The organism is Erysipelothrix larvae, from assembly GCF_001545095.1.
In the GTDB taxonomy this organism is placed as follows: domain Bacteria; phylum Bacillota_I; class Bacilli_A; order Erysipelotrichales; family Erysipelotrichaceae; genus Erysipelothrix; species Erysipelothrix larvae.
This window is the reverse complement of sequence record NZ_CP013213.1, coordinates 1,573,892-1,598,760: the sequence shown is the minus strand read 5'-3', so window position 1 is coordinate 1,598,760 and position 24,869 is coordinate 1,573,892. Positions and strand designations below refer to the sequence as shown.

At 37.0% G+C, this 24,869-nt stretch carries 27 protein-coding genes; 17 read left to right on the top strand and 10 right to left on the bottom strand.

Features of this window, described 5'->3' with window-relative positions; translation table 11 throughout:
- Positions 1–80: 80 nt before the first annotated feature.
- Positions 81–551, bottom strand: coding sequence for an SRPBCC family protein (locus tag AOC36_RS07430; RefSeq protein WP_067632956.1), 471 nt, complete (start codon positions 549–551; stop codon positions 81–83).
- A 497-nt stretch (positions 552–1,048) separates the two neighbouring features.
- On the opposite strand from AOC36_RS07430, the gene AOC36_RS07425 reads away from it, so the two are divergent.
- Complete coding sequence (locus AOC36_RS07425; protein WP_067632954.1) at positions 1,049–1,774, top strand: EcsC family protein; 726 nt, start codon at positions 1,049–1,051, stop codon at positions 1,772–1,774.
- Positions 1,775–2,035: 261 nt separating this feature from the next.
- Here AOC36_RS07425 and AOC36_RS07420 read toward each other — a convergent pair whose 3' ends face one another.
- Positions 2,036–3,628: a PucR family transcriptional regulator gene (locus AOC36_RS07420; protein WP_067632949.1), complete on the bottom strand. Its 1,593-nt coding sequence runs from the start codon at positions 3,626–3,628 to the stop codon at positions 2,036–2,038.
- 761 nt (positions 3,629–4,389) lie between these two features.
- Between AOC36_RS07420 and AOC36_RS07415 the strand changes: the two genes are divergently transcribed.
- The 4 genes from AOC36_RS07415 (at position 4,390) to AOC36_RS07400 (ending at position 6,935) form a co-directional block, all read left to right on the top strand.
- Entirely contained in the window at positions 4,390–4,767 is a 378-nt protein-coding gene (locus AOC36_RS07415) for a hypothetical protein (RefSeq protein WP_067632948.1), read from the top strand.
- Positions 4,768–4,835: 68 nt separating this feature from the next.
- Positions 4,836–5,240, top strand: coding sequence for an IS200/IS605 family transposase (gene tnpA / locus AOC36_RS07410; RefSeq protein WP_067632947.1), 405 nt, complete (start codon positions 4,836–4,838; stop codon positions 5,238–5,240).
- Between the two features lie 3 nt (positions 5,241–5,243).
- Positions 5,244–6,371 (top strand): IS200/IS605 family element RNA-guided endonuclease TnpB, encoded by a 1,128-nt coding sequence (gene tnpB / locus AOC36_RS07405; protein ID WP_067632946.1) that lies wholly within the window; start codon positions 5,244–5,246, stop codon positions 6,369–6,371.
- 210 nt (positions 6,372–6,581) lie between these two features.
- Positions 6,582–6,935 carry an amino acid kinase family protein gene (locus AOC36_RS07400; protein WP_067632944.1) on the top strand — a complete coding sequence of 118 codons (354 nt, stop codon included), beginning with the start codon at positions 6,582–6,584 and terminating at the stop codon, positions 6,933–6,935.
- 14 nt (positions 6,936–6,949) lie between these two features.
- On the opposite strand, the gene AOC36_RS07395 is transcribed toward AOC36_RS07400, so the two are convergent.
- Positions 6,950–7,669, bottom strand: coding sequence for an alpha/beta hydrolase (locus tag AOC36_RS07395; RefSeq protein WP_067632942.1), 720 nt, complete (start codon positions 7,667–7,669; stop codon positions 6,950–6,952).
- A gap of 186 nt (positions 7,670–7,855) precedes the next feature.
- Here AOC36_RS07395 and AOC36_RS07390 point away from each other — a divergent pair, with 186 nt between their 5' ends.
- Both AOC36_RS07390 and AOC36_RS07385 read left to right on the top strand, forming a co-directional pair.
- Positions 7,856–8,326 (top strand): VOC family protein, encoded by a 471-nt coding sequence (locus tag AOC36_RS07390; protein WP_067632939.1) that lies wholly within the window; start codon positions 7,856–7,858, stop codon positions 8,324–8,326.
- A gap of 46 nt (positions 8,327–8,372) precedes the next feature.
- The gene (locus tag AOC36_RS07385) at positions 8,373–9,482 is read left to right on the top strand and encodes a glycosyltransferase (protein WP_067632937.1); all 1,110 of its coding nucleotides are present in this window, start codon (positions 8,373–8,375) and stop codon (positions 9,480–9,482) included.
- A 287-nt stretch (positions 9,483–9,769) separates the two neighbouring features.
- Here AOC36_RS07385 and AOC36_RS07380 read toward each other — a convergent pair whose 3' ends face one another.
- Positions 9,770–11,245, bottom strand: coding sequence for an ISL3 family transposase (locus AOC36_RS07380; RefSeq protein WP_067629964.1), 1,476 nt, complete (start codon positions 11,243–11,245; stop codon positions 9,770–9,772).
- A 133-nt stretch (positions 11,246–11,378) separates the two neighbouring features.
- The gene (locus tag AOC36_RS07375) at positions 11,379–11,849 is read right to left on the bottom strand and encodes a DUF6431 domain-containing protein (protein ID WP_067629969.1); all 471 of its coding nucleotides are present in this window, start codon (positions 11,847–11,849) and stop codon (positions 11,379–11,381) included.
- A 363-nt stretch (positions 11,850–12,212) separates the two neighbouring features.
- Here AOC36_RS07375 and nagE point away from each other — a divergent pair, with 363 nt between their 5' ends.
- Together nagE and AOC36_RS07365 are read left to right on the top strand one after the other, a co-directional pair.
- Positions 12,213–13,658 (top strand): N-acetylglucosamine-specific PTS transporter subunit IIBC, encoded by a 1,446-nt coding sequence (gene nagE, locus AOC36_RS07370; RefSeq protein ID WP_067632935.1) that lies wholly within the window; start codon positions 12,213–12,215, stop codon positions 13,656–13,658.
- Positions 13,659–13,862: 204 nt separating this feature from the next.
- On the top strand, positions 13,863–14,717 hold the full coding sequence (locus AOC36_RS07365; protein WP_067632932.1) for a PRD domain-containing protein: 855 nt from the start codon (positions 13,863–13,865) through the stop codon (positions 14,715–14,717).
- A 52-nt stretch (positions 14,718–14,769) separates the two neighbouring features.
- Here the strand turns inward: AOC36_RS07365 and AOC36_RS07360 are convergent, their stop codons facing one another.
- On the bottom strand, positions 14,770–15,552 hold the full coding sequence (locus AOC36_RS07360; protein WP_067632931.1) for an SDR family NAD(P)-dependent oxidoreductase: 783 nt from the start codon (positions 15,550–15,552) through the stop codon (positions 14,770–14,772).
- A 135-nt stretch (positions 15,553–15,687) separates the two neighbouring features.
- Here AOC36_RS07360 and AOC36_RS07355 point away from each other — a divergent pair, with 135 nt between their 5' ends.
- Together AOC36_RS07355 and AOC36_RS07350 are read left to right on the top strand one after the other, a co-directional pair.
- Positions 15,688–15,981, top strand: a complete 294-nt coding sequence (locus tag AOC36_RS07355; RefSeq protein WP_232505356.1) for a DUF2089 family protein — start codon at positions 15,688–15,690, stop codon at positions 15,979–15,981.
- Complete coding sequence (locus AOC36_RS07350) at positions 15,981–16,337, top strand: hypothetical protein (RefSeq protein ID WP_067632928.1); 357 nt, start codon at positions 15,981–15,983, stop codon at positions 16,335–16,337. Before AOC36_RS07355 ends, AOC36_RS07350 begins: the two co-directional genes overlap by 1 nt.
- 20 nt (positions 16,338–16,357) lie before the next feature.
- Here the strand turns inward: AOC36_RS07350 and AOC36_RS07345 are convergent, their stop codons facing one another.
- Complete coding sequence (locus AOC36_RS07345; protein WP_067632926.1) at positions 16,358–16,810, bottom strand: hypothetical protein; 453 nt, start codon at positions 16,808–16,810, stop codon at positions 16,358–16,360.
- Positions 16,811–16,958: 148 nt separating this feature from the next.
- On the opposite strand from AOC36_RS07345, the gene AOC36_RS07340 reads away from it, so the two are divergent.
- The 3 genes from AOC36_RS07340 to AOC36_RS07330 are packed head-to-tail and all read left to right on the top strand — an operon-like array spanning position 16,959 to position 18,868.
- Positions 16,959–18,137: an SIS domain-containing protein gene (locus tag AOC36_RS07340; RefSeq protein ID WP_067632924.1), complete on the top strand. Its 1,179-nt coding sequence runs from the start codon at positions 16,959–16,961 to the stop codon at positions 18,135–18,137.
- Positions 18,134–18,571, top strand: coding sequence for a PTS galactosamine/N-acetylgalactosamine transporter subunit IIA (agaF, locus tag AOC36_RS07335; RefSeq protein ID WP_067632923.1), 438 nt, complete (start codon positions 18,134–18,136; stop codon positions 18,569–18,571). Before AOC36_RS07340 ends, agaF begins: the two co-directional genes overlap by 4 nt.
- 9 nt (positions 18,572–18,580) lie before the next feature.
- On the top strand, positions 18,581–18,868 hold the full coding sequence (locus AOC36_RS07330; RefSeq protein WP_067632922.1) for a preprotein translocase subunit YajC: 288 nt from the start codon (positions 18,581–18,583) through the stop codon (positions 18,866–18,868).
- A 51-nt stretch (positions 18,869–18,919) separates the two neighbouring features.
- On the opposite strand, the gene AOC36_RS07325 is transcribed toward AOC36_RS07330, so the two are convergent.
- Positions 18,920–20,110 carry an AraC family transcriptional regulator gene (locus AOC36_RS07325; RefSeq protein ID WP_067632919.1) on the bottom strand — a complete coding sequence of 397 codons (1,191 nt, stop codon included), beginning with the start codon at positions 20,108–20,110 and terminating at the stop codon, positions 18,920–18,922.
- A 192-nt stretch (positions 20,111–20,302) separates the two neighbouring features.
- On the opposite strand from AOC36_RS07325, the gene agaV reads away from it, so the two are divergent.
- From agaV to AOC36_RS07310, 3 genes are read left to right on the top strand one after another with little or no spacing between them, the layout of a single operon-like run.
- On the top strand, positions 20,303–20,779 hold the full coding sequence (agaV, locus tag AOC36_RS07320; protein WP_067632917.1) for a PTS N-acetylgalactosamine transporter subunit IIB: 477 nt from the start codon (positions 20,303–20,305) through the stop codon (positions 20,777–20,779).
- A 23-nt stretch (positions 20,780–20,802) separates the two neighbouring features.
- Complete coding sequence (locus tag AOC36_RS07315; RefSeq protein ID WP_067632915.1) at positions 20,803–21,603, top strand: PTS mannose/fructose/sorbose/N-acetylgalactosamine transporter subunit IIC; 801 nt, start codon at positions 20,803–20,805, stop codon at positions 21,601–21,603.
- The gene (locus tag AOC36_RS07310) at positions 21,593–22,510 is read left to right on the top strand and encodes a PTS system mannose/fructose/sorbose family transporter subunit IID (RefSeq protein ID WP_067634594.1); all 918 of its coding nucleotides are present in this window, start codon (positions 21,593–21,595) and stop codon (positions 22,508–22,510) included. Before AOC36_RS07315 ends, AOC36_RS07310 begins: the two co-directional genes overlap by 11 nt.
- Before the next feature lie 152 nt (positions 22,511–22,662).
- Here the strand turns inward: AOC36_RS07310 and AOC36_RS07305 are convergent, their stop codons facing one another.
- Positions 22,663–23,958 (bottom strand): class II D-tagatose-bisphosphate aldolase, non-catalytic subunit, encoded by a 1,296-nt coding sequence (locus AOC36_RS07305; RefSeq protein ID WP_067632914.1) that lies wholly within the window; start codon positions 23,956–23,958, stop codon positions 22,663–22,665.
- 117 nt (positions 23,959–24,075) lie between these two features.
- On the bottom strand, positions 24,076–24,786 hold the full coding sequence (locus tag AOC36_RS07300) for an HAD family hydrolase (protein WP_067632912.1): 711 nt from the start codon (positions 24,784–24,786) through the stop codon (positions 24,076–24,078).
- Positions 24,787–24,869 lie beyond the last annotated feature (83 nt).

Below are 24,869 nucleotides of genomic sequence, written 5' to 3'. Positions count from 1 at the left end.
AAAGATAATTAATAAAAATAAGCATCAAAAACAGCTCATAAAGCCGTGAAAACCAGTAATCAAAACTAAATTTCAACAGTTTACGATATGAGTGAATTCAACTGATCTTCCACTTTCACTTTATGGCTATTAAAAAGTTTAGTATCAAAAGAGGCTGATTTCTTTTCCGCAACTGACTTCAACCGAAGCAGTTGTACATGCCATCCCGTAATATCCCGACTCATATTTTCAAAGTCTGTGGGTAAGTTTTCTTCAAATAACACTAAAACACCTTCTGCATCATGTTGAAGTGAAAACGATACCGTTGCACTGTCCCATGTATATGAAATTAAAGACGCGTGTTTGTATTCAATGAGTTGGAAGATATCATCAAATTCTGGTGAAATAAAGTGAACTTCATCGTCATCGTGATGAATCTCAATTTCAGGAAACCAAGTAGCATATCCTTGTGTTGTCGCAACCAAATTCCAAACAGTTTCAATGCTTGCGTTGATACGCAATGTCGCAAGATAAATAATCATATCATCAACTTTTTCTAAATGATAATCCATAATCTTACTCCTCTCATCTTATAGCTCTATCATACCATTTTATGCACTGATTTATGCGCCTTTTACAACATTCATATCGAAATTATTCAAAACTTGAAAAGGGATTTGTTAATCGACACAAATCAAGGATTGAGACCGTTTGATGAGGGTAAAGAAAAAGATCAAATCTCTTGAATAAATCGTATCAGAAAATATGATACAATAAAGCTAAATAAAAAACAGGAGAATGCAAATATGAAGAAACCACTCGGACTCATTATCATGACGATTGCAATCCATATTTCGAACCAATACTTTGGTGAATATGCATTGTATTGAGTGATCGTGGGAATTATCGTTGCATTATTATGTTTTAAAATTGTGATAGACATTAAGAAAGTTAACCGTGAAGGCATCCAATAATTTTTAAAACAGAATCATGTGGATAAAATGTGGTGGACCCTTTCATTAAAAAAGAGGACCACGCAGAAATCAAGGGTACTTAAGGAGTGATAGGTATGAATCAAAACAATGCGTATGAGCGGACAGTGCGTCAAGAAATCTTAGCGTGGCGACAAAAAATCTTAAGAAAACCCAATAGCTTAAGTCAATCCATGGCACATATGCAAGCACGGGTTTATAGTCACATACCAAAAAACGTCCAAGATTTTATGACGAAGTCAATCAAAACCATGACACAGACAATACTGGCTGCTTCAGGGATGATTCAAAAAACTGATAACTACTCAAAGCTATCACTGAGTGAACGTGATTATCTTCTTGAAAAGAAATATCAAACGTATAACAAAGTGGCAATCGCACAAGGCGTAAGTTTTGGACTGGGTGGTATGTTAATGGGGTTGGGAGATTTCCCAGCATTATTAAGCATTAAAGTTAAGTTTCTTTTTGATTGCGCTTCAATCTATGGGTTTGATATCAATGACCCCAAAGAACGACGGTTTATGTTATATGTATTTCAACTTGCATTTTGTAGTGATACGCGAAGACCGGAAGTGTTTTCCATCATCAAGAACTGGGATTTTGATTCGATTCCTGAAATCGATTGGGAGAAATTTCAAGTAGAATACCGCGATACGATCGATATCGCAAAGATGTTGCAATTGCTTCCTGTAGTTGGATCTGTATTTGGGGGAACTGCAAACCATCGGTTATTAAAACACTTAAAGATTACGGCAATGAACAGTTATCGTTTACGTATTATTCGAAGGGATAATTTGAAGTGAGACTTACGCATAGTACTAAAGAATATCAAGCATCAAACAAAAAGGATCAAGTGGTGGTTTTTAAAACCCTACAATTGATCCTTTTTGTTGTTTATGACACGTGTTTAGTGTGACACCTGATTTGGTGACACAGAATAGTGTTGTATGATCAGCATTAACACAGACTGAATCGTAAGCTTCACGAAACAATCTGATGTATATCTTATATTAATCGATTAATCAGTGAAGGGGCGTGTATACAAGAAACAACCCCCCCTTTTTTTAGTTAATGGAATCTTTGAGGTTAAGCACTCTTAATGAATAGGCACATTCAAAGACATCATTCGGGTTATTAAAATCGATTTCAAGGATCTCTTTGACTCTTTCAAGACGATACCGCACAGTTTTTGGGTGTAAGAACAGGTAGTTTGCAGCCTGAACATGGTTTTGATTAAACTGAATAAAAGCATGCAGTGTGTTGTATAGTTCGGGTTTCTCATCACGAAGACGTGTGAATTTTATTGGCACGAAATCATCAATACGATGGAGGGTATTTGTTTCCAAGAAGACCCGTAATATATTCAAATCTTGGTATGCAACAACCTGGTTCGCTTGATCAAACTTTCTCTGAACACTCATCGTATTCAGACATTCTTTGTTGATGCGATACAGTGTTTCTTTTTGATGTGGTTGGCTCACTGCAAGATAAAAGTTAAACGATGACGCGTATTGATCGATAATGTCACGGATGATGTGATCAAGGGTGCTTTTATCAAGCCCATTCTCATTATCATGATTAAATAAGAATGTAATTGCGTAGTTTTTTTCAAAAAAAGCACAATGTGGATACTTTGAGCGGAATCGTTGCGATATTAAGTAAATGATATGGTTTGATAAATCAATTTCTGATTCCTTGGTTTGTTGGAGCGATATCATAAAGCCCTGATAGTATTTCTTGTGATTTAAATTGACCATTGTAAGCATTTCATTTTGTTCAAAAGCATCATAATAGCGCGCATTCAGTAAGTCCATCATAATGTTATTTTTATGAATGAATTGTGTGCGTTGGGATGAATACTTATGAAGCAATGCAGTTTGTAAGAAACTCACAGCACTTTCGATAATCATAAAATCTTCACTGATTAAGGGCTGTTGTGTCTCAAAGATTAAGAGTTTATACGATTTATTTTCCAGATTTGGAATTGATACTGCATACCCTTGGACTTCTGTTTTATCGTTAAGTGTTCCAGTGATTCGATCATAGGTATGGACAACAAATCGATTGTCGATGCCTAAATCTTCTTTTTGTGTTGTGAAATGGACTGTCGGATCTGATGCAACACAGGTATCTTCAGTATCATCCACAAAAGCGACTTTATTGTGAAGCAAAGCTTCAATGCTTTCCAATGCTTCTTCAATAGAAGGTAATTGTAATTCTAAGTTTAAAAAATGTTGGTGTGTTGTATAAAAACGCTGGAGTAGACTCGCATGTTCATCAATAATTGGACCCATGATATCAATCATAAGTTGTTCATAATTCACGGATTCATCTATCGTAATAAGCGGTATGTTTAATTGATTGCAAAAGTATATCATTAAGTCAGGGATCGAAGAGACCATTCGATTCAACTTAAATATTATGGCACTGATTCCAATGCCCATGAGTTTATTGAAGAATTCCTCAAGTTCAACAGAATCCAGTTTACTCAGTGCAAAGTAATTCGTTACAATGACTTCGTATCGCTTTCCCCAGTGTTCAACATCTGGAGATTCTAAGATCATCACAGATCCTACTTTATTAAAAACACCGTTGAATCCAGCAACAAGACGTGCATTAGCCAACGATGGATAATTCAAAATGGTTTTGACATTCATGATATTTATCCCCCCGTGATAAAAATATAGCATAACTTAAGACAATATGCCAACGCTAAATAACCGCATATTTGCTAGACTTTAGGTGTAAGGAGGTATAGATATGATATATATCAAAATTGGAACAACCAAAACCACACATCGATATAGTCATCGATATCGACTTGCACGCATTATTCATTTTCTTAATATCTGAAAGGGTCCCACTGGCTTAACACACCAGTGACACAGGTGATATTAAGAGGGTCTTGATTGAACTAAAAAAGCCTTATTGCGAATCAATCAATCAAACCACACCGATACATGTTAGCTCAACAAATCATAAGTGCTTGATTAACTTGAAACTAACAGTATTCATTTAGATTTGCTTCATGCATATGAAGCACTTAACACTTGTAGGTCAACTCATCCGGCTCTTGTGAAGTAACGCGATATTCCCAAATAATATACACTCGTTTTCACATCAAAGGGAGCTAAAAAAGACAGCAAATATGCTTACTCCTTTGACCTAAATAAAATCGGCTGTAACCTTTGATTGTGGATAAGTTCTGACTTGACGACAGTACAGAGTGGTAAAACTTATACCTCTAGACCTAAATGTTAACAGCATATAAAAAAACCTCGTATAGCGAATAAAGGGCCGGATGTTGACCACATAATCTTATAAAAAATAAGAACACCTATAAATAATCATTCATCATCTATTGGGACGGTTGCCAATAGATTTTATAACGTTTAATGCAGATTCAAAAGGGGGCATCATGAGTATTTTTGTAATTGCTTTAAATCAAAACCTATTCGAAGAAGGTGATAACAAACTTAATCCAAGGATACAAACTTCGGTTTCTAAAATTGTTTCATATATCAACATAGACGATCATGTAATCCTAACCCTGCCACCAACCATCCAGTCAACACAGAACCAACAAGCGATTTCTATTGACAAAAAAGGGCTAAACCTCAAGAAAGCGTTTCAAGAAGCATTTAACAAAAGACAATGTGATTGTACTGTGATTTATGAACCAAATTCATTGGTCATAAATAAGACCGAGACCATTTATCGCGATTTTGATAGTGTACATCGTATTAAATTTAACAGAAATGCCAAGAAGTCTCCGACTTCTATAAGTGGGGGATGAATTGGCTGTCTTTAACCCTTAAATCATGATATAATATAGTCAGTAGAAATGTAAGGGGAGTGCATAATATGCAGGTTTTAGACAATAATGCTCATTCTGTGTTTTTATTGACATATCATATGGTTTTTGTCACAAAATATCGCAGAAAAGTCATCAACGATTCAATTTCGAAACGGGCTCATGAAATCTTTGTTTCTATTGCTCCAAACTACAATATCACCTGTACTGAATGGAATCATGATGTTGACCATGTTCATATTCTATTCAAAGCCCATCCAAATACACCGCTTAGCAAGTTTATCAATGCTTACAAAAGTGCAAGCAGTCGATTGATTAAGAAAGAATTTCCAGAAGTGAAAGCATCCCTTTGGAAAGATGCTTTTTGGTCAAAGAGTTTCTGCTTGATTTCTGTTGGTGGTGCACCTCTAGAAGTGTTGAAACAGTATATTGAGACACAGGGGGAAAAGCGATGAAACGTGCCTACAGGTTTAAAAATTTATCCAAACCAAGAGCAAATCATCTTTTTCGCAAAAACGTTTGGTTGTGTTCGTAAGACGTATAACCTCATGCTTGAAGAGCGGCTTCAAATGAATGAGGATTATCGAAACGGACTTCCAACAAACGGTAAAATTCCAACACCTGCAAAGTATAAGGAAGATTACCCTTATTTGAAGGAAGTAGACAGTCTTGCCTTAGCGAATGCACAATTGAATCTTGACCGAGCATTTAAGAATTGTTATCGAGATCCAAAGGTAGGTGAGCCAAAGTATAAATCAAGAAAAATGGAGCAGTCCTATACCACAAACAATCAAAAAGGAACAATATCCGTTAAAAATCATAAATATCTTAAACTGCCAAAACTTAAGAGTCTTGTGAGAATCAAGATGCATCGTCACCCAAAAGGTGATATTAAATCCGCAACGATATCAAGGAGTACAACAGGAATCTATCACGTTTCACTCTTAGTCGAAGAAACAATCGAGCACCTACCTAAGACGGGGTCTGAGGTTGGGATTGATCTTGGATTGATTGCTTTTGCGGTGCTCTCTGATGGAAGACGTATTCCAAACCCACGGTTTACGAACCAAGAAGCACAAACACTGAAACGAGAACAACGTAAGTTATCAAAACGTAAAAGGGAGGCAAAGAAACGGGGTGTCCCGCTGAGTGAAGCCAAGAATTACCAAAAACAAAAGTTAAAAGTCGCACGAATCCATGAGAAGATCGCAAATCGACGCAATGATTTCTTAAACAAGGTGAGTAAGGAGCTAATCGAGAACCATGATGTGCTCTGTATAGAAACCTTAAAAGTTAAAGAAATGATGAAGACGAAGCGGGTTTCAAAGAGTATTGCAGATGTGTCGTGGTCACAATTTGTGGCAAAGCTCGAATACAAAGCCGATTGGTATGGGAAAAAAGTAATCAAGATTGATTCCTGGTATCCGTCCAGTCAACTGTGTTCTCACTGTGGACATAATGATGGAAAGAAACCACTGGAGATACGTCAATGGGAATGTTCCAACTGCAACATCACACAAGATCGTGATTTGAATGCAAGCATCAATATCCTGAATGAAGGATTAAGACTTTCGCATCAATCCTAAGAATGAAAAACAATAAACCGATGGGACATCGGGGATAGCTTGATAAATAAAAGTGACCGCTGGTCGACAGGAATGTCGATTAAGTTTGCTTTGTTCTCAAGAAGCCCCCACTTCGAGCGTATGCTAAGTGGCGGGTAGTTCACCCAAGAACAGACGCATGAATCGGTAAAACAACATCAATTTTTAAGCCGTGTATATGATGCATGTTGTATGCTTACGTATGAACAACACCATTATTTGCATAATGGGTTATCAACACAAGAAATGTTTCCAAGCCTATTAGCACAAGTGCTTCAAGCAGATGTGCTGCTTATGCTTACTCAAGTGGATGCACTGTTACTCAGTGACCCAAAGGGGAATAGTTATCATGTCAAACATATGCGATCAAATAAAGTGAGAACCCTTTTAGCGAATCATGACATTGAGTCACATGAAATCAGAATCTATTTAAAACAAGCGCTCAGTTTTGTGGAAACCTGTCGACAATCCAGTGCAATTTTGACATCACTGGATGGACTCCATAAACTGCATGAAGGTGCAGGTACCTTAATCACCTTTGGATAAGAAAACCCCAAGGTTTAATTGGGGTGAGTATCTTCTGATATAAATTCAATTATAATATCGGTAGTCATGACTTGTTGTTCAATCGGAGTGATTGTTGGAACGCCATCACCACTTTGAGGGCCATAATTTCCAAACTGAGCATGGTTTCCGCCTTCAATGATGGTTACATTTTCAGACTGTGTGATTTGTGAGGTATCAAGAATCATGTCTTCTGAGCCATAGATAATGAGTGTTCGATCGAGTGGAACATCTCCATAGGTGTATGAACCCAATAGAATAAGTCCATCGATGTTATCGGTATGTGAGGAGAAATAATGACTCGCCATCGCGCCACCCAATGAGTGTCCACCGATATACCAAGTCGTAATTTGTGGATTGCTATCAATGACTTTCGTTGCAGCATTAGAGTTTAAAACTGCTAAGTTAAATGGCATGTTCACAAGGAAGGGTTTAACGCCTTTGTTTCGAACAAGGTTTAATAAGGGTAAATAGGCATCCGACTCAACTTTTCCACCAGGATAAAAGATAAACCCGATCGTACTGGGTGGTGATGTTTCAAGTGATGTAATTGATCCATCACGCGTAATGTATTTACTGTTTGTAACCGATACAATCGCAGAACTATCAACACGATAATAATCTGAAACATACACATAAAACACCGCAATAAAGGTAACGGTGGTCACTGCAAAGATTGATATTAAAATTTTGATTGTTTTATTTTTTGTGCCCATAATAATCCTCTATATAGTATTATACACCAAAACCCATTACTTTTGAATGTGTACTTTTTTTCTTGTAGACTAAGAAATATGGTTTTATTTAAGAAATAATAAGGTCAAAAATACAATTTAAAGCGTTATAACAGCTGTCATGAAGGACGCGTGGTACAATCAAACTAACAATAAAGGAGAATCAAAATGTTAGAAATTGTACCTTGTCTATGGTTTGCGGATAATAACTGTGATGAAGCAATCCATGAGTATGTTAAAATATTTCCAAATTCAAAGATTACACAGATTACCTATTATCCAGATGAAGCGCTAAATGAGCATTTCAAAGGTATGAGCGGTAAGGTTCTTACAGCAGAATTTGAACTCAATAACCAGAAATTTATTGCATTGGATGGAGGACCAACCTTTCGATTCAATGAGGCGATTTCATTTACGATAAATTGTAAAAATCAAGAAGAGATTGATACCTATTGGGACCAATTATCCGATGATCCACAATTTGAACAATGTGGTTGGGTGAAAGATCGATTTGGGCTGTCATGGCAAATTGTGCCAGAAAACTTGAATGCGTTAACGCAAAATGAAGCGCAAATCAAAGCCCTCATGTCAATGACTAAAATTAATATCCATATGCTTGAATCGCTTGCCTCTGATTGAATGAAGCAATTACTTTAAGATACAATATAAAAAAGGGGGAAGAATCATGAGAATTTGCTTGTATACAAATACCATCTATAAAATAGGAGGGGTTGCCCGAGTCACAACTTTTATGGCTAACCATTGGTCGAAAGAACACGATATCACAATCATCTCTACAAATCCTGATTATGAGCCAAAGGATTTAGTTTATACACTCAGTGATCAAATCCATACACTTCACGATCCAGAACTCTTTATCCATGATGAGTCATTTTCATTAGAAAAACATTCAAATAGAAAACTAAAGCAATTTATTGATGCACATGACTTTGATATCATTATTGGAGTAGAAGGGAAGTATGCTATTGCCTTATCTTCAGCACTTACTGAGTTTAAAGGTGTAAAATGTGCATGGATGCATAACTCCTTTGACGCATACTTTAAAACTGAAGGGGAGTATTTGTGGCATTTGGACACTCCATTTATACAGGCAATGGCGATGTATGATTTTGTTGTAGTCTTAACCAACAAAGACAAAGAGAAATTTGATGCGCACTTTAACTTAAACACAACATGCATTGTAAATCCAATTACATTTGATATCATTGAGCCTCAATATAACCCCGATTCAAAACAGTTATTGACTGTGTGTCGCGTTGTTTTTAAACACAAAGGCCTTGATCTTTTCTTGGAAACATTACCCAATGTATTCAACAAGCACCCCGATTGGACCTGGCATCTTGTCGGTGACGGACCTGATTTAGAAGCACTAAAAACACAAGTATCCCTCATGAATCTTGAGAACAATATTGTGATTCATGGTGCGACGGATAATGTCAGACCGTATTATGAAGCCGCATCAATATTTGTCTTACCATCACGTTGGGAAGGGATGCCCATGGTATCATTGGAAGCAATGAGTTTTGCACTTCCCTTAGTGGGTTTTGACATAGACGCACTTAAAGAAGTGCTTGGTGAAGATTTAGAGCAACAGTTACTGGTAAAGAAGTATGATAAACACGCGTTAGCACATCGAATTAATACACTCATAGAAGATAAGGTGTATCGAAGCGAATTGGCAATCCTTGCATCAAAACGTGTTGAACACTTTACATTGGAAACAGTGGCAACCAACTGGGATACACTGTTTTCACGAAACAATTCATCGTCATGAAGTAAAGAAACCCATCGTGAAATATCGTTAGGTATAACATTTTTTCATAGATTGACAGCCCTTTCATGATGTGTTATTCTTCACGTAGATGGGATTGTGACTTATAAAGGCAAGACCTACAAATAGTGGCGGTCTGAAATAACTTGGGGATAATTCAGAAAATGATATAAAATAACTTGGGGAGTAAGTTACCCCAAACAAGTTTGTTAAAGACCAAAGGGAAGCGTAGTCGCACATGACTATAGCTTCCCTCTTTTTGTTATAGTATATCAATAATGAGTCATTTCTTAAGAGAGTCCTTTGTCATAGGTTGTTTTAATTATTGGGTTAATTCGATATGTTGCGTCTTCATTAAGCACATACAACACACGATTCCTAAACCGCTCCCAATTACGATAGCCACTTGCATTGTTTTTTATTTGCTTGATTATGCGATTTCGATTCTCAATCAACGCACTGTTTATGTGTGTTATGGAAACTTCATAATGGGTTTCTCCTGTTTTCTTATTTGTGACCTTTGTGCATTTTTCTACTTTATTGAAAGTTGCGACAATTTCATTTTTCCACTTTCCTAAAGTTCGGCTAAAATCAACGATTGATGCAACTCTACTCTGAGCCATCACTCTGATGAGTGTGTTCAGATTCTCGTGTGCATTCTCAGCTTTTGATTCATTGAAGAATTGATCGAGTAAGAACTTCATGTTATATGCATCTTCAAGGCCATTGCTCGTTTGAAGAATTAGGTCTATTATGTCGTAAAGGTTTAGAAACTTTCCCAATTTCTTATTGCGTTGTTTCGGTACATTTGGATCAAATATATTGTATTTCTTATCTTTAACTGTGGTTGTTGCTTTGGGGTTTTTATAGAGTAACCAGTTGAACTTTTTAAGCAGATAGTATTGCTGGTCACGCTTATAATATTCTTGTCTTTTGACTTTATCTTCTGTTTGCTTCCAGTTCTTAGGAGGTTTTAGTTTCTTCATAGTGTCTACCCTAATAGAGTCGATACGTTTCATTAAATCACTATAAACATGAAAACGATCAACACTGATAAACGCGTTTGGAAGGAATTGTTTTGCGACGACTCTATAGCTATACCACATGTCGATTCCAATACCTAAGACTCCTTTGCGTTCTTCAAGGGGGATTTGGCTAAAATACGCGACTAAGTCTTGTTTCTTACGGGACGGTAATATATCTACGATATTCTTTGTCATTGCATCAATAAGAACGCATACATAATCACTGCGATCACTGTGGTACGCATAACATTCATCAATAAGCAGATAAGCGGGTAGTTTTTGTCTGGAGACAGAAACGTGGGAATCGAAAATAGATGATACTGTAGTGGGAGATAACCGATATCTATTGGCAACTGTGGTAAACGTTTCATGTGGCGATTTAAGATCATTCAGGACATTATATACGGTCAGCTGAGTAATCTTCATATTTCGATACGCAAATGGATTGTGTTCAAAAAAGCATTTATTACACGTTGTGCATTTATAACGTCGTGCACGGTAACGAATGTAACAGGGTATATGTGTTACCAGTGAGTGGAGAAGCTTCTTTTCAGAATAATCTTTGATTGTGGATGTTTTGCTTTCACAAATTGGGCATGTTTGTTCCTCTACCTGAAGCGTAATGTACACATTCAATGCGTCACTTTGACCTTTGATATCAATCTTCTGGACTTGATGGTGTTCTAAGTTAAATAATTCAAGAATTTTTTCGTTACTTAAAAGAGTGGCATTAGCGTTCATAGAAACCCTGCCTCTCTTTGACTATTTTGATAAGGTTTCATTATGTATCTTGCTCCTAAATATAAAAATGATTGTCTGTTATTTAAATAACCATCTTCATTATATTCAATCTGAGGAGTTAAAACTATTTTTCTCATGTTGGTGAAGTAATGGCGGAATGATAGATATTCCGTTTTGTGGATAATATGAAGTAATTCAATCGTTCCAAATAACTTAAATGTCTCACCGATTCATAATCGTTAAAACGTATTTTTATCCGAATATATGTTGATTCATCAATATCAGTTAAAAGCGTGCTATCAAGTTCATGGGTTAATATTATTTCAATTGTGGGTACAGACAGTTGAAAATAGGGAAGTAAGTTACTTGGTATTATTGCATGAGTTCTCTTACATTGATTACAAAAGAAACGTGCGATTTCTACGACAATGGTTAATCGCCCAGTAATTATGGTTTTCGGATAGTATCCATAACGAATCAGTGTATCTGTTTTTGAACAGCACGGACAAGGTATTGTTTTTGGATTAATTGAATTGAGAAATTTGTAATATTCCTTTTGAGAAAACTGTTTATTATTGAATGTGTTTGAGAAAACTGTTATCATATTCTTACTCCTTTATAGGAGGTATTGGATTGGTAGAAACTTAGGTCTGGAAACTTGGGGTTTCTACCATTTTATTAACCTCGTTAAACTAATAATACAAAAAAAATCACTTTAATACAGCACTTAATTGTGCATAAAGTAAAGTGATTTTTTATTCTGCTGGTCTAAGATAATCAGTTTACAACAGAAATCCCCAAACTTCTTTAAAGACAGAGGCTAGAGCAAGATTACCTCACCCCAAGAAATAGTGTTGCGAGTGAAAACCCCAAGTAAAGTTTAATATCCCAAATAGTACAGTGATGCTGTTTTGTTTGTAGAACTTGCCTTTTTTTTCATGCCTATCCAAGAAGAAGGAGGAGACTTATGAAATTTTTACAAAAACTCGGGAAAGCCTTGATGCTTCCCGTATCAGTACTCCCTGCGGCAGCAGTCTTAATGGGAATTGGCTATTGGATTGACCCAGTGGGGTGGGGTGGAGACAGTCAATTGGCTGCATTTCTAATAAAATCAGGAAGTGCAATCATTGACAGTGTTCCCATTATTTTTGCAGTGGGGGTTGCCTATGGATTATCAAAAGATAATGATGGTGCAGCAGCCCTCAGTGGACTGGTTGCCTTTTTGATGGTGACAACCTTGCTCAGCACGGAAGTCGTGTCCATGATTACAGGAACCCCTGTAGATGCAATAAGCGATGGATTTGCGAAAATAAACAATGCATTTATCGGAATTCTATCCGGAGTTATTGGAGCACTTGTTTATAATCGATTCTCACAAACTAAATTACCCGATGCACTTGCTTTTTTCAGTGGTAAACGATCCGCACCAATTGTGACATCCGTTGTGATGATTGTTGTGTCATTTATTCTATTGTATGCGTGGCCAGCAATTTATGATGCATTAGTCGCATTAGGAACATGGATGAGTGGACTGGGTGCTGTAGGGGCAGGACTCTTTGGACTATTCAATCGACTTTTAATTCCAACCGGATTACACCATGCACTCAATGCAGTGTTTTGGCAAGATCTCATTGGTATTAATGATATTGGTAACTTTTGGGGAAATGAAGGCATTAAAGGTGTAACAGGGATGTATCAAGCGGGATTCTTCCCAATTATGATGTTTGGTCTATTAGGTGCTGCGATTGCGATTTACCAATCAGCACGTGAAGAAAACAAGAAACAAATTGGTTCGTTAATGCTTGCAGCCGGCTTTGCTTCATTTTTTACCGGTGTAACAGAACCTCTTGAGTTTTCATTTATGTTTGCTGCACCTTTATTATACCTCTTACATGCACTCTTAACGGGTCTATCATTGTTTGTATCTGCAACGTTTCATTGGACAGCAGGGTTTGGATTCAGTGCCGGATTTATTGACTTTATCTTGAGTCTAAAGGTGCCAATTGCAAATCAACCCTTTATGCTTATGATACAAGGAATTGTGTTCTTTGCACTCTACTATGTCGTGTTTAGATTTGTGATTGTGAAGTTCAATATTATGACTCCAGGTCGTGAAGTGAATGAAGATGATCTGGATGCGATCTTAGATACCCAGTCAAATGGAAAAGACGATTATAAAAAAGTTGCACAAATTATCCTTGATGGATTGGGAGGTCCATCAAACATCACTTCAACAGATTATTGCGCAACACGATTAAGATTGGAAGTAAAAGATCAATCAATTGTGAATGACAAACGGATCAAAGAAGCAGGAATTTCTGGCATCGTGAAGCCAGGAAAAACAAGTGTCCAAGTCATCATCGGACCCTACGTTCAATTTGTTTCAGATGAGTTTATCAAGCTCTTAAAATAAGATAAATGATGGAATAACATGCAAGGGGTCTATCGGATAGATTGCTTGCATGTTGTTTATTTTATACCCATACAAATGCAGTGAATTTGATTATAATAAAAATTTGCATCCTATGAAATCAACGATTTCTACGATATAATAAATTGAATAAGTAAAGCATATAAATCGATTAAAATAGACGTGTATTATTGGGGGAGGGGTTCGATGATAATTCGTAAAATCTTCAACAACAATTGTGTCCAAACTGTGATGGATGGGAAAGAAACCATTGTAACTGGACCTGGTGTTGGCTTTCATATGAAGGCAGGAGAGACAATTGATGCTCAAAAGATTGAGAAGTCATTTGTGATTTTTGATGACAACATGGCTGCATTTGAAAAAATGCTTGAACAGTATCCTGTACTGTATTTTGAAATAACCCGTGATATTGCAGAATACGCCGCAACACAACTTAATGAAACAATCGATGACAAAATTAATATCAGTCTTACCGATCACATTGCCTATGCGATTGAGCGGGTACATCAAGGAATCACAATGCCAAGTATATCAAATGATATGCAGTTATTTTTCCCTGAAGCATATGAAATTGGACTGTGGGCGCTTGATTATATCGAACGAAAAATTGGCATTCGACTTCCAGAAGAAGAGGCAACCTATTTCACAATTCATATCGTAAACGCATCGTCATCCAGCGAGAAATATTATGCGAATAAATCCGTCAAATTTTTAAACGATGTGATGACAATCATCGCTTCAGAGTTAAATGTCACCATTGAAACAAACAGTCTGAGTCATCGACGTTTAATTACCCATTTAAAATATCTTGCCCATAATATTTTTCATAGTAATACACCTCAAACCCTTGAGACAAGCGATAGTTTTATCAAACAAATTCGCGCAAGTATTCTCAAGTTCAATCGATGTGTTGATACAATTGCCAAGTATTGTGAGAAGGAATACAATTATAGTCTCAATGCCGATGAAAAAATGTACCTAACCATTCACCTACATCAAGTCATGAAACTAAAGGGTTCACACGATGAGTCAAAAAAATAAGAATGCTACGATTTCAGATCTAAGAAGTCGTAGCATTCCTTTTTTAAAAATGTTATTTTTGAATGTGAAGAATCACGGTTCTTACAAGTTTTCGCGGTGCAAACTTAGACATACAAATGAGGGTCTTGTTTGCTAATCCAGGTATCTCAATGACCTTACCTTTAAGCATGGATTGATACCCCTTTTTCGCTACAAATTCAGCAGTGGTGTTTTTAAGATTGGTGAAAAGCCCTGAGCGCTGTAAGTTTGCATTTTCCACAAATCCAGTTTTTGTTGGGCCAGGACACAGGGCAGTGACAAAGATTCCTTTTGGTTTCAATTCAACCGATAAACTTTCGCTAAACGATAACACAAAGGCTTTGGTCGCATAATACACAGACATGATGGGTCCTGCTTGAAAGGCCGCTGTTGATGCGACATTCAAGATCCTTCCCGATCCTTTTTGGATCATTGGTTGCACATAATAATGTGTTAAATTCATCAGTGCAAGAATGTTGAGGCGAACCATGTTATTTTGACGCTCTAAACGACTTGCATCAAAAGGGCCAAAATCTCCAAATCCTGCATTATTAATTAAAATATCGATGTGTAACCCTTGGGATGTTGTAAAATCAAAAACACGTTGTGGAGCTGTTTCATCGGACAGGTCAATTTGGAAGGGTGTTACTGTAATATTATAGGTTGATTCAAAGTCTGTTTTGATTTCATTCATTTTATCGATATTACGCGATACAAGCACACAATCAATATGTTTTGATGCACACTGTTTCGCAAGCTCATAGCCAATTCCACTGGTAGCACCTGTAATCAGTGCGCAAGGTCGCTTCGTTGTCATGATTTGATTCCTCCCTGATAATGTATCTCAATTATATCACACATGCAAGCATTCAAGATACCCAGTCTATTTTAACAATATTAAAGATTGACTTTAATAAAGTTAAAGAATATAATGTGAATAGAGGTGATGATTATGGATTATATCCCTGAATGGCTTCAAGAATTAGAATCTGAAGACATTGCATTTATTAAAGTATTTCTGATGGCGTCCGGATCGCTCAAAGATGTCGCAAAGCATTATGATGTTACCTATCCAACAGTACGCTTAAGATTGGATCGTCTCATTGAGAGAATCCAAATTAACGATTCTCAAGAATCAGATGCGTACATTAGACTTGTGAAACGTCTTGCAGTTGAAGACACGCTTGATTATGAGACTGCAAAACAGTTAATTACAGCCTATCGTGGCATAAAAGGAGAAAAATGATGCAAAATGTATGGATATTTGGATTGGTATTTTGGCTTGTAATGTGGCCTTTGACGTTAATTTGTGCCGTGTTGCAATATTTTATTGCAAAAACAGAAGGGAAATACAATGGTATGATCGTACCTGGGTTTATGTTTATCATCCCCATTTTCTTTTCACTCAACATGGTTGCATTTTTAGGAACAGATAGCCCCCCAAACCTTTCGGAAGTTTTTGTCGGACTAATCGTAACGGTTTTGTCGTGTGCAGTAATTCCACTCGCAATGTTTTGGTTTTATCACTTGCTTCATACTCATTATCGAAACAAGAAGTATAAGAAAAGTGATGAAGACCTCATGAAAATTCATGACTTATAAAAATTATCCGTTATTCGATATTATTTGTGCTTTGATGTACTCAACACCTTGATCCCATATACAATACTAATGAATAAAGAACACCCTGCAATTCCAAACAGAATTATAGGGTTTTTTATTGTTGATGTTGAAAGGGTATAAAAGATTAAGGCGCATCCTAAAACTAAATACAGGATCATATTAAAAATCAGAGATGATTGTCCCATTTCTTCTTTTTTTGTTGTTGGCTGTTTAAGTATTTTACATTGCTTTAAAAAATGGGTGCGATAGCGAAACTCACTGATTGCGATAAACAGCACACCGGTACCAATTGATAGTGGGAGTGATACATTAAATTGAAAGAAAAGAATAATCATCGATAATCCAATCACTACCCGTGATCGATACATCTGATACTGTTTCAATTGGTGGTGTTCAATACGGTAGGTTTGCTTCGTGAGGATGTCTGTGAATTCTAAGGTTTCTTTAGGCATGATGCACCTCCATCATTTGTCATTATTAGTATACAACAAAAATAAGGTGTTAATTTGTGATATTCGTTGAATGGTTTATACTTTTAAGTTATACCCTTGTACACACTCACAAGATTCATATAATAAACTTGAAAGAGGTGTTTATACAATGATACTAAATAAATCAAAAGACGATTGGACACACGTTATGGGCATAAATACAGCTCAAGAAATTTCACAACAGCCAGAAACATGGGCAAAGACTGTTGGAATCATAAAGCATCAATATCAAGAAATTCAAGCGTTTATTGAATCAATCACAAAACAAGACCATTACAAAATTATATTTTCAGGTGCTGGGACCAGTGAATTTGTTGGAAATGCACTCGTACCACTATTTCAAAAGGCTGGAAACGATCATTTTGTATCGATAGCCTCTACTGATTTAGTGGCAACTCCAGAATACTATATCCGTGAAAATCAACCAACATTAGTTGTTTCGTTTGGACGTTCAGGCAATTCTCCAGAATCAATTGGTGCAATTGATGTTGCTAATGCAATCAATAAAAACACCAAACATTTGATTATTACGTGTAACAAAGACGGTGCATTAGCGCTGCGTAAAGGGGAACACTATGCATCCATCATATTACCGGATGAAACTAATGATTTATCTTTTGCAATGACAAGTTCATTTACAAATATGTTATTAGCCGCTTATTTGTGTTTTAATTTAGATAAGGGAATTATCAATCAATTTGATATTGCTTCATTACAAGATGCAGCACATCATATATTGAATGATTTCTTTCCAATTGCACAACGTGTTGTCGATACATTTGATTTCAAGCGAATTGTCTACTTAGGCGATGGAAGTCTTAATGGAATAGCCCAAGAGTCTGCACTGAAGATTTTAGAACTCACCGCAGGGGAAGTGGTATCGATGTTTAATTCACCACTTGGATTTAGACATGGGCCAAAAAGTATCTTGAATCAAGAGACACTAACAGTTATTTACCTATCGGATGATCCCTACACTCGTCAATACCAAATTGATATCATCAAAGAAATAAGCAGTCAAAGAGATGGCAATCAATTGATTGCGATTGATTGTAAACAAGACCGTGATATTGAAGTGCTTGTTGATGAATACTTTGCCATTCATGTAGAAGCCACTACTAAAGATTTAATCGGTCTTTGCTACATTATTGTTGCGCAAATGATTGGATTACTCCGTTCTGTTTCTTTAGGGAAATCACCGGATAATCCATGGCCATCCGGAATGGTTAATCGCGTTGTACAAGGGGTAACATTGTATCCATTTGATACAGAAAGGGGAAAAGTATGATTGGAATCATTGTAACAGGACATAATCGATTTGCTGATGGTGTAAGTTCAACGGTAGAAATGATCGCAGGAAAACAAGAACACTATCTGAATGTGAATTTCTTGGATGGATCAAGCCACGAAGCATTGCACACTGCTTTATTTGAGGCAGTAAAGACTGTGAATCAAGGCAAAGGGGTGCTTGTATTCACGGATTTAAAAGGGGGAACACCATTCCAACAAGCAGTGATGATTGCAATGAATGAGCCGAATGTTGAAGTTCTTACTGGAACAAACATCGCCATGCTTCTTGAAGGGACATTGATGCGTGGTGGGTTTGATGACGTAGGTGAACTCGCTAAAAAGCTCGTTGAAACAGGGTTGCAACAAGTGACGCGCTTTGATAAAGAAGACCTCATGAAGCGTGATGTTGAAGAAGATGAGGATGGAATCTAGGAGGATCATATGACACCTTTTCATGTCGTACTATATACAAGTTTAACAGTTATCGCTTTTATCATCATCTTTTTATGTTTTTATTGGTTTCGAACCAAAAGTTTACTTAAAAAATCAAACGAACGTTCAGTATCCTTGAAAAAAGAGTTGAAACCAGGCATGAAGATTTTATGTGCTGGGGGTGTAATTGGCATCTATCAAGGAACCAATAAAGATGGATCAATTGCGAAAGTAAAACTTGCCAATAATCTTGAAATTGAAGTAGCGTTTTACAGTATCGCAAATATTATTGTATAAAACTCGAGTCAACACATACGTGTTGGCTTTTTTATAAAAACAAGTCACGCATTAAGCATCGTGACTTGTTTGATACACAGATTGTGCAAATTCACTGGGTGACAACCCAAATTCTTTTTTAAATTTTCGCGAGAAATAATGGATTGAACTAAATCCAAGGCGCAACGACACTTCCGTAATCGGGACATTTTCTTGTAGGATGATTTGTTGTGCTTTTCGCATTTTCATATCATTGATGTATTGTTTCGGTGGTACGCCCAAATGTTTTTTAAATAATGATTGAAGGGTTGAACGGCTGACTCCAAAATTATCACAAATATCTTCGACCGTAATAGGACTGTAAATTTCTTTTAGAATGTAGTTGGTGATTTCATCCACCATTTCATTTTCAAATTTATTTTGAGCAGGGTTGATATTCGTGATGGTCAATAACTCATGATCAGATTTACTTTGCATCATGAGGATGATTAGTTCTTGAAGGTAGGACATCATTAAATCGCGTGTAAAAGGCAATTCATCCGTCTCAAGTAAATTAGATTGGCGAATGAATTGATTGATGAGTGCGTACATCTGCTGAGTGCATTGAATGACTTGATTTTTAAGCTGATCAAAAAGTCCAATCGGGCCATTCATATCAAACATTATCGTGAAATAGGAACAGGTTTTACTTTCTGCAATGCGTTGCTTATGAAATTGTCCTGGGAGGTAAATCATAAGATCTTGGTTGTTAAGTTTGTACTCAATACCATCAAGTTCAATGATGAGCTCTCCTGTATCAACATAGGTAATCTCCCAATAGTAATGAGACTCCCCATCAAAATGATATTTTTGCCCTTTAACACTGTAATAGTATGAAAATATATCGGAAATATAAAATTGGGGTTGAATGGGTTTATGTTCAATCAAACGCCCCGCTTTTTTGACGATTTCTTGGTATGGAGCATCCGTTTGAACCGACTCTTCAACCAACACACTTTGTGTGAGTGCGATGATTGTGTAAGGGATGTTTGCGTCAAGGATTGCCCTTCGATGGATTACAAATTCATGCAAGGAAGCATCGGGTGTTTCAATTATTAATACAGCAATGCCTTCAATCACTTGAAATGATACTGGATGCGAATTTGACCGTAATGTATCGCTCTGTTTTCCTTCGTAGGCGTTGCGCTTAACACTGAAATCAGATGGTGCATCGGAAACTAAGCCATATTGCAAGAATTGGGGACTTGTCGTTTTTAAGTACATTGTGAATACCTCCAACCAAATTTTAGCATAAAAGCCAAAGTTTTTGTTATTTTCGACAAACGTTTATGCCTCTGTGCTGAAAAGTACAAACGGAAGGTGTATAAGTGCAAATATAAATGCGCTAATAGTTGATAAGATTTATTTGTAAGAGCATTCATTCTCTTATTGGGCTAAGTGAAAGGAGAGATGTTTATGCCAAACATAGTTTTAACACGAATCGATAACCGATTGATTCATGGACAAGTTGCAACGCAATGGTGTTCTGCAATAGGAGCAAACCTCATATTAGTTGCAAATGATGAGGTGTCTACAAACACGATGCGCCAAGGACTTATGGATATGGCCGCACCAAGTTATGCAGGGACGCGTTATTGGTCGCTTCAGAAAACAATCGATACGATTCATAAAGCATCCGACAAGCAAAAAATATTTTTGGTTGTCGAAAATCCACAAGATGTACTGACACTTGTTGAAGGAGGGGTTCCAATCAAGAAATTGAATGTTGGAAACATGCATATGGCAGATGGGAAACGTCAAGTATCTCAAGTTGTCGCAGTTGATGATAATGATGTTGAGGCATTCAAGAAATTACGTGATCTTGGCGTTGAGATTGAAATTCGAAAAGTTCCAACTGAAGGAGCACAAAGTACATCCGGATTATTTGAATAATCAGCAATAAGGAGGAAAGAAACATGAGTTTTAATGTAATGCAATACATCCTGGTGTTTATCGTTACATTTATTGTTGCGATTGACCAATTCAGCTTTCTCCAATCACTTTACCAACCAATCGTAGTTGGTCCAGTTGTTGGAGCAATCTTAGGGGATATGAATACAGGACTTATCGTAGGTGGTACGTATCAATTGATTACAATTGGTAGTATGCCAATCGGTGGAGCACAACCACCAAATGCTGTTATCGGTGGTATTATGGCAACCGTCTTTGCGATTGCACAAAATACTGTACCTGCTGCAGCTGTGGGGATGGCTGTTCCATTTGCGTTATTAGGACAATACGCTGTAACAACAACCTTTACAATTATGTCACCATTAATGTCTAAAGCAGATCAATATGCTGCAAAAGCTGATGTTAAAGGAATTACTAAGATTAACTACATTAGTATGGGAATCTTAGGAACACTCTTTGGTGTTGTTGTTATGGTAGCGATGGCAGCAGGTGTTGCATCGAGTGATGCAATTATTAACTTTGCCGCAAATAATAGCTGGGTAATGGCAGGACTTGCAGTAGCCGGTGTTATGATGCGTTATGTAGGGTTTGCAATTTTAATGAAGATTATGCTTTCTGGAGAACTCTGGGGATTTTACTTCATGGGATTTGCATTTGCTACAATTCTTGGAGCAGTCAAAAGCCTTCAAGGACCAGCATTACTTATTCTTGCAATGATCGGTTTAGCAATCGCTATTTACGATTTCCAAACCAATACACGTATGCGTGATCTAACATCAGGTGGAGGTGACGATGATGGAATCTAATCTATATAAAAATCTAACGCCTGCACAACAGCTGGATAAACGAACACTCAATAAGATGGTGTGGCGTTCATGCTTCTTGCAAGCTTCATTTAACTATGAACGTATGCAAGCAGCTGGATGGTTATACAGCATCTTGCCAGGGCTTGAAAAAATTCATACAGACAAAGATGACTTGGCTGCGTCAATGGGACACAACCTTGAATTCTTTAACACACACCCATTCTTAGTAACTTTTATTATGGGGATCGTATTATCACTTGAACAACAAAAAGCTGATATCCCAACAATCCGTGCGGTACGTGTTGCCGCAATGGGACCACTTGGTGGTATTGGGGATGCATTGTTCTGGTTAACATTAGTACCAATCGCAGCAGGATTTACTGCAAATATGGCGATTAGTGGTAATTGGTTTGCACCGTTCTTATTCTTAATCATCTTTAATGTTGTCCAATTCGTAGTGCGTTATGTACTCATGCATAAATCCTATGAGTTAGGAACACAAGCAATTGATGTCTTCACAAAGAATGCAAAAGAATTCACGCGTGCAGCAAGTATTCTTGGGGTATTCATCGTAGGTGCACTTGTATCAAACTACGGTGGTACAACCTTACGAATTGCGGTTGATTTAGGTGGTGGAGAATATATCATCATTCAAGAAGTATTGGATGGTGTCATTCCTAAATTGATTCCATTAATCTTAACGATGATGATTTATTTCCTTGTTAAGAAACATAACTGGACACCAACTAAGTGTATTGCACTACTTATCGTAATCGGTCTAGTAGGTACCTTCTTTGGTATTTGGGCAGGTGACTCTGGTGTTGTTGACGCTGATGGAAATTCAATTCCTGGCGGATATACTCCAGTTGTTAGATGGTATGAATTACCAACACCACCAGCAGATTAAATATAAATTCCTATAGCTTAGCCAGCAAACAAAGGAGTCAGAGTCTGACTCTTTTGTGCAACTGTCTAGGTAAATAAACATTAAAGTGATCATCAAATCAAACGATTCGTATGATCACTTTTCTTCGTAAAAAAGAACAGGAAATCCTGTTCTTAGAGTTTTGCACTCTGTGTTGCGTATTCATAATCCGCTAAATACAACTTAATGTAATCGGAGATTAAATCATGGGGATGTTTTGTAATAAGCCCATCCTTTACATGACGGTATTGATATGGCAGGTATTGCGATAACAAGGTTTCAGGAATATCAATCGATTCAAGATTGTGAATCAGTGTTTGAATTGCAGTATCCACTTCAGGAACTGGTAAATAGTACCGTGCACGATCTGAATAGCTGTATTTACGTTTGAATGCAAGCTCATGGGTATTTCCATGATAATGCTTTTCCCAATTCTTAGGATTATCAAGCATTGCTTTTTCAAGTACATCTGGGAGGTGTGAAGGGGTACTAAATAGAATCCGTTCAATCTCTGATAATGCAAACAATACTTCACGATAAGCGAAGGTTAAAGCCGGTCCAACTTTCAAGATCGTAATGCCATCTTCAACCATTTCACGTAAAGCAGACGGTGTTTGGTAGTCTGTGGAGTGGCCTTCAAAATTTAATGTTTCAAAGTTTTCTTTAAGTGCTGTAGTGAGTTTCTTAGCATTTTCGCGTTGATAAATAAACAAATCAGAATCGCCAAATTCGACGCCAGGCTGCACAACAATCGCGATCACGTGATTGAAGACTTTCATCATATTTTCTTTCTGATAAACATCTTTGAATACTAAGTAGGTCGTCATAAAATCTTCAACAGTGGTGACTGCAAGCGATTCTTCCGCTTCTTGTGCACCACCTGGAATCGGTACTTCACTGCCAATTATAAATACAGGGAATACTGCGTCTGGGTTGGATTCTTTAAGGGCATTATAGCCACGAAGCGCAGCTTTTGCGAGTTCACAAGAACGCTGTGCAATGATTGTATTTGAGAGGGGTTCTGATGCTGAATCAGATGCAACTTTCATTGATGTATCAAGATGGATTTTTGTATACCCCGCTTTTGCATATTCATAGACAAGTGTCGATGCAAGGGCCATGGCTTCAGCCTCATCTTTATCGGTCCAGGTCAAAGGACCAAGGTGGTCACCCCCTAATACAATCCTCGATGGATCAAAACCAACGTCGTGTGCAATATCGTATACAAATTCACGATAATCTGAAGGTGTCATGTTTGTATAACCCCCAAATTGATTGACTTGATTTGCAGTTGCTTCAACAACAAGAATCGACCCATTTTCTTTCGCGAATTCTAAAGAAGCTTTAATGACAGGACCGCTTGCCGTACATACAGAATAGACACCGACAGGGTGTTTATTCGTTAATTTCAAAAGTATATTTTCACTCATTTATATCACCTCATGTATATTATAGAAAACGCAATCATGAAGGTATTTAGGGAAGGTGGTTACCTGGTTGTACTTTTCGACAAACAGATTAAAAAAAACAGTAATTTGTGCAAGATGCTACTTACTGTTTGCGTTATCTGTAATGATTGGTAGTGTTTTAAGTTCGCTCAGTGACTTGATTTCAATGAATTCAAAATCAACTTCAGGGTGATGTTTGTTAAGTGGATTATACCAAATGGGTGTCCATCCAGCCTGATATGCACCGATGATATCATGTGTAAATGAATCACCAACATAAAGGGAAGGGGATGTATTTTGAATGCGGTCTGTCCATGCATCAAAAATGCGATGGTCGGGTTTGTCAATGCCAAGTTCTCCAGATACAATAATAAGATTGTCATCAGTAAAGTATCGCGTGATATCTAAACATCGCATTGTTTTTCTTTGTTTTTGTGATGTTCCGTTTGTAATAATTCCCGTTTTGAATCCATATTGATCCATCAAGTGGATGATGTCAATTGCTTCATCACTCAAGGCTATGTTTTCTTTGTATGAATCATAGATTGCATGGAAAGTATCGGCTTGTTGGTCATCTAAAACAATCCCATAGCGTTTAAATGCATTTTGAGCACGTAAGCGATGTAAGGTTTCCATGGAGATTTTACCTGTTTGACTATCCGTAAAGAGCTTATTTGCTTCTTCTCTAAATGCGATATAAAAATCATGAACATCTAAAGTATGCTCAGGCATAAACAGGTGCAGTGTTTTCTCAAATACGGGTAAGAGCGAGTACAGTGTGTCATCAAGATCAAAAACAACGTTAATCATACAGTCCTTCTTTCATTAATTCCTCTAGTATTTTTGCATAATTTACCATCAAATGCAAATTGAATTCAAGGATTAAGTTTTGA

Bases quoted from the DNA above. Each gene is read 5' to 3' on its own strand.
- AOC36_RS07360 (WP_067632931.1), bottom strand. From the start codon at position 15,552: ATGACAACGAAGCGACCTTGCGCACTGATTACAGGTGCTACCAGTGGA.
- agaF (WP_067632923.1), top strand. From the start codon at position 18,134: ATGATTGGAATCATTGTAACAGGACATAATCGATTTGCTGATGGTGTA.
- agaV (WP_067632917.1), top strand. From the start codon at position 20,303: ATGCCAAACATAGTTTTAACACGAATCGATAACCGATTGATTCATGGA.
- AOC36_RS07380 (WP_067629964.1), bottom strand. From the start codon at position 11,245: ATGAACGCTAATGCCACTCTTTTAAGTAACGAAAAAATTCTTGAATTA.
- AOC36_RS07305 (WP_067632914.1), bottom strand. From the start codon at position 23,958: ATGAGTGAAAATATACTTTTGAAATTAACGAATAAACACCCTGTCGGT.
- AOC36_RS07310 (WP_067634594.1), top strand. From the start codon at position 21,593: ATGGAATCTAATCTATATAAAAATCTAACGCCTGCACAACAGCTGGAT.
- AOC36_RS07395 (WP_067632942.1), bottom strand. From the start codon at position 7,669: ATGGGCACAAAAAATAAAACAATCAAAATTTTAATATCAATCTTTGCA.
- AOC36_RS07345 (WP_067632926.1), bottom strand. From the start codon at position 16,810: ATGCCTAAAGAAACCTTAGAATTCACAGACATCCTCACGAAGCAAACC.
- nagE (WP_067632935.1), top strand. From the start codon at position 12,213: ATGAAATTTTTACAAAAACTCGGGAAAGCCTTGATGCTTCCCGTATCA.
- AOC36_RS07330 (WP_067632922.1), top strand. From the start codon at position 18,581: ATGACACCTTTTCATGTCGTACTATATACAAGTTTAACAGTTATCGCT.
- AOC36_RS07315 (WP_067632915.1), top strand. From the start codon at position 20,803: ATGAGTTTTAATGTAATGCAATACATCCTGGTGTTTATCGTTACATTT.
- AOC36_RS07425 (WP_067632954.1), top strand. From the start codon at position 1,049: ATGAATCAAAACAATGCGTATGAGCGGACAGTGCGTCAAGAAATCTTA.
- AOC36_RS07300 (WP_067632912.1), bottom strand. From the start codon at position 24,786: ATGATTAACGTTGTTTTTGATCTTGATGACACACTGTACTCGCTCTTA.
- AOC36_RS07325 (WP_067632919.1), bottom strand. From the start codon at position 20,110: ATGTACTTAAAAACGACAAGTCCCCAATTCTTGCAATATGGCTTAGTT.
- AOC36_RS07385 (WP_067632937.1), top strand. From the start codon at position 8,373: ATGAGAATTTGCTTGTATACAAATACCATCTATAAAATAGGAGGGGTT.
- tnpA (WP_067632947.1), top strand. From the start codon at position 4,836: ATGCAGGTTTTAGACAATAATGCTCATTCTGTGTTTTTATTGACATAT.
- AOC36_RS07390 (WP_067632939.1), top strand. From the start codon at position 7,856: ATGTTAGAAATTGTACCTTGTCTATGGTTTGCGGATAATAACTGTGAT.
- AOC36_RS07430 (WP_067632956.1), bottom strand. From the start codon at position 551: ATGGATTATCATTTAGAAAAAGTTGATGATATGATTATTTATCTTGCG.
- AOC36_RS07340 (WP_067632924.1), top strand. From the start codon at position 16,959: ATGATACTAAATAAATCAAAAGACGATTGGACACACGTTATGGGCATA.
- AOC36_RS07350 (WP_067632928.1), top strand. From the start codon at position 15,981: ATGCAAAATGTATGGATATTTGGATTGGTATTTTGGCTTGTAATGTGG.
- AOC36_RS07400 (WP_067632944.1), top strand. From the start codon at position 6,582: ATGCTTACGTATGAACAACACCATTATTTGCATAATGGGTTATCAACA.
- AOC36_RS07365 (WP_067632932.1), top strand. From the start codon at position 13,863: ATGATAATTCGTAAAATCTTCAACAACAATTGTGTCCAAACTGTGATG.
- AOC36_RS07420 (WP_067632949.1), bottom strand. From the start codon at position 3,628: ATGAATGTCAAAACCATTTTGAATTATCCATCGTTGGCTAATGCACGT.
- AOC36_RS07415 (WP_067632948.1), top strand. From the start codon at position 4,390: ATGAGTATTTTTGTAATTGCTTTAAATCAAAACCTATTCGAAGAAGGT.
- AOC36_RS07375 (WP_067629969.1), bottom strand. From the start codon at position 11,849: ATGATAACAGTTTTCTCAAACACATTCAATAATAAACAGTTTTCTCAA.
- AOC36_RS07355 (WP_232505356.1), top strand. From the start codon at position 15,688: ATGGATTATATCCCTGAATGGCTTCAAGAATTAGAATCTGAAGACATT.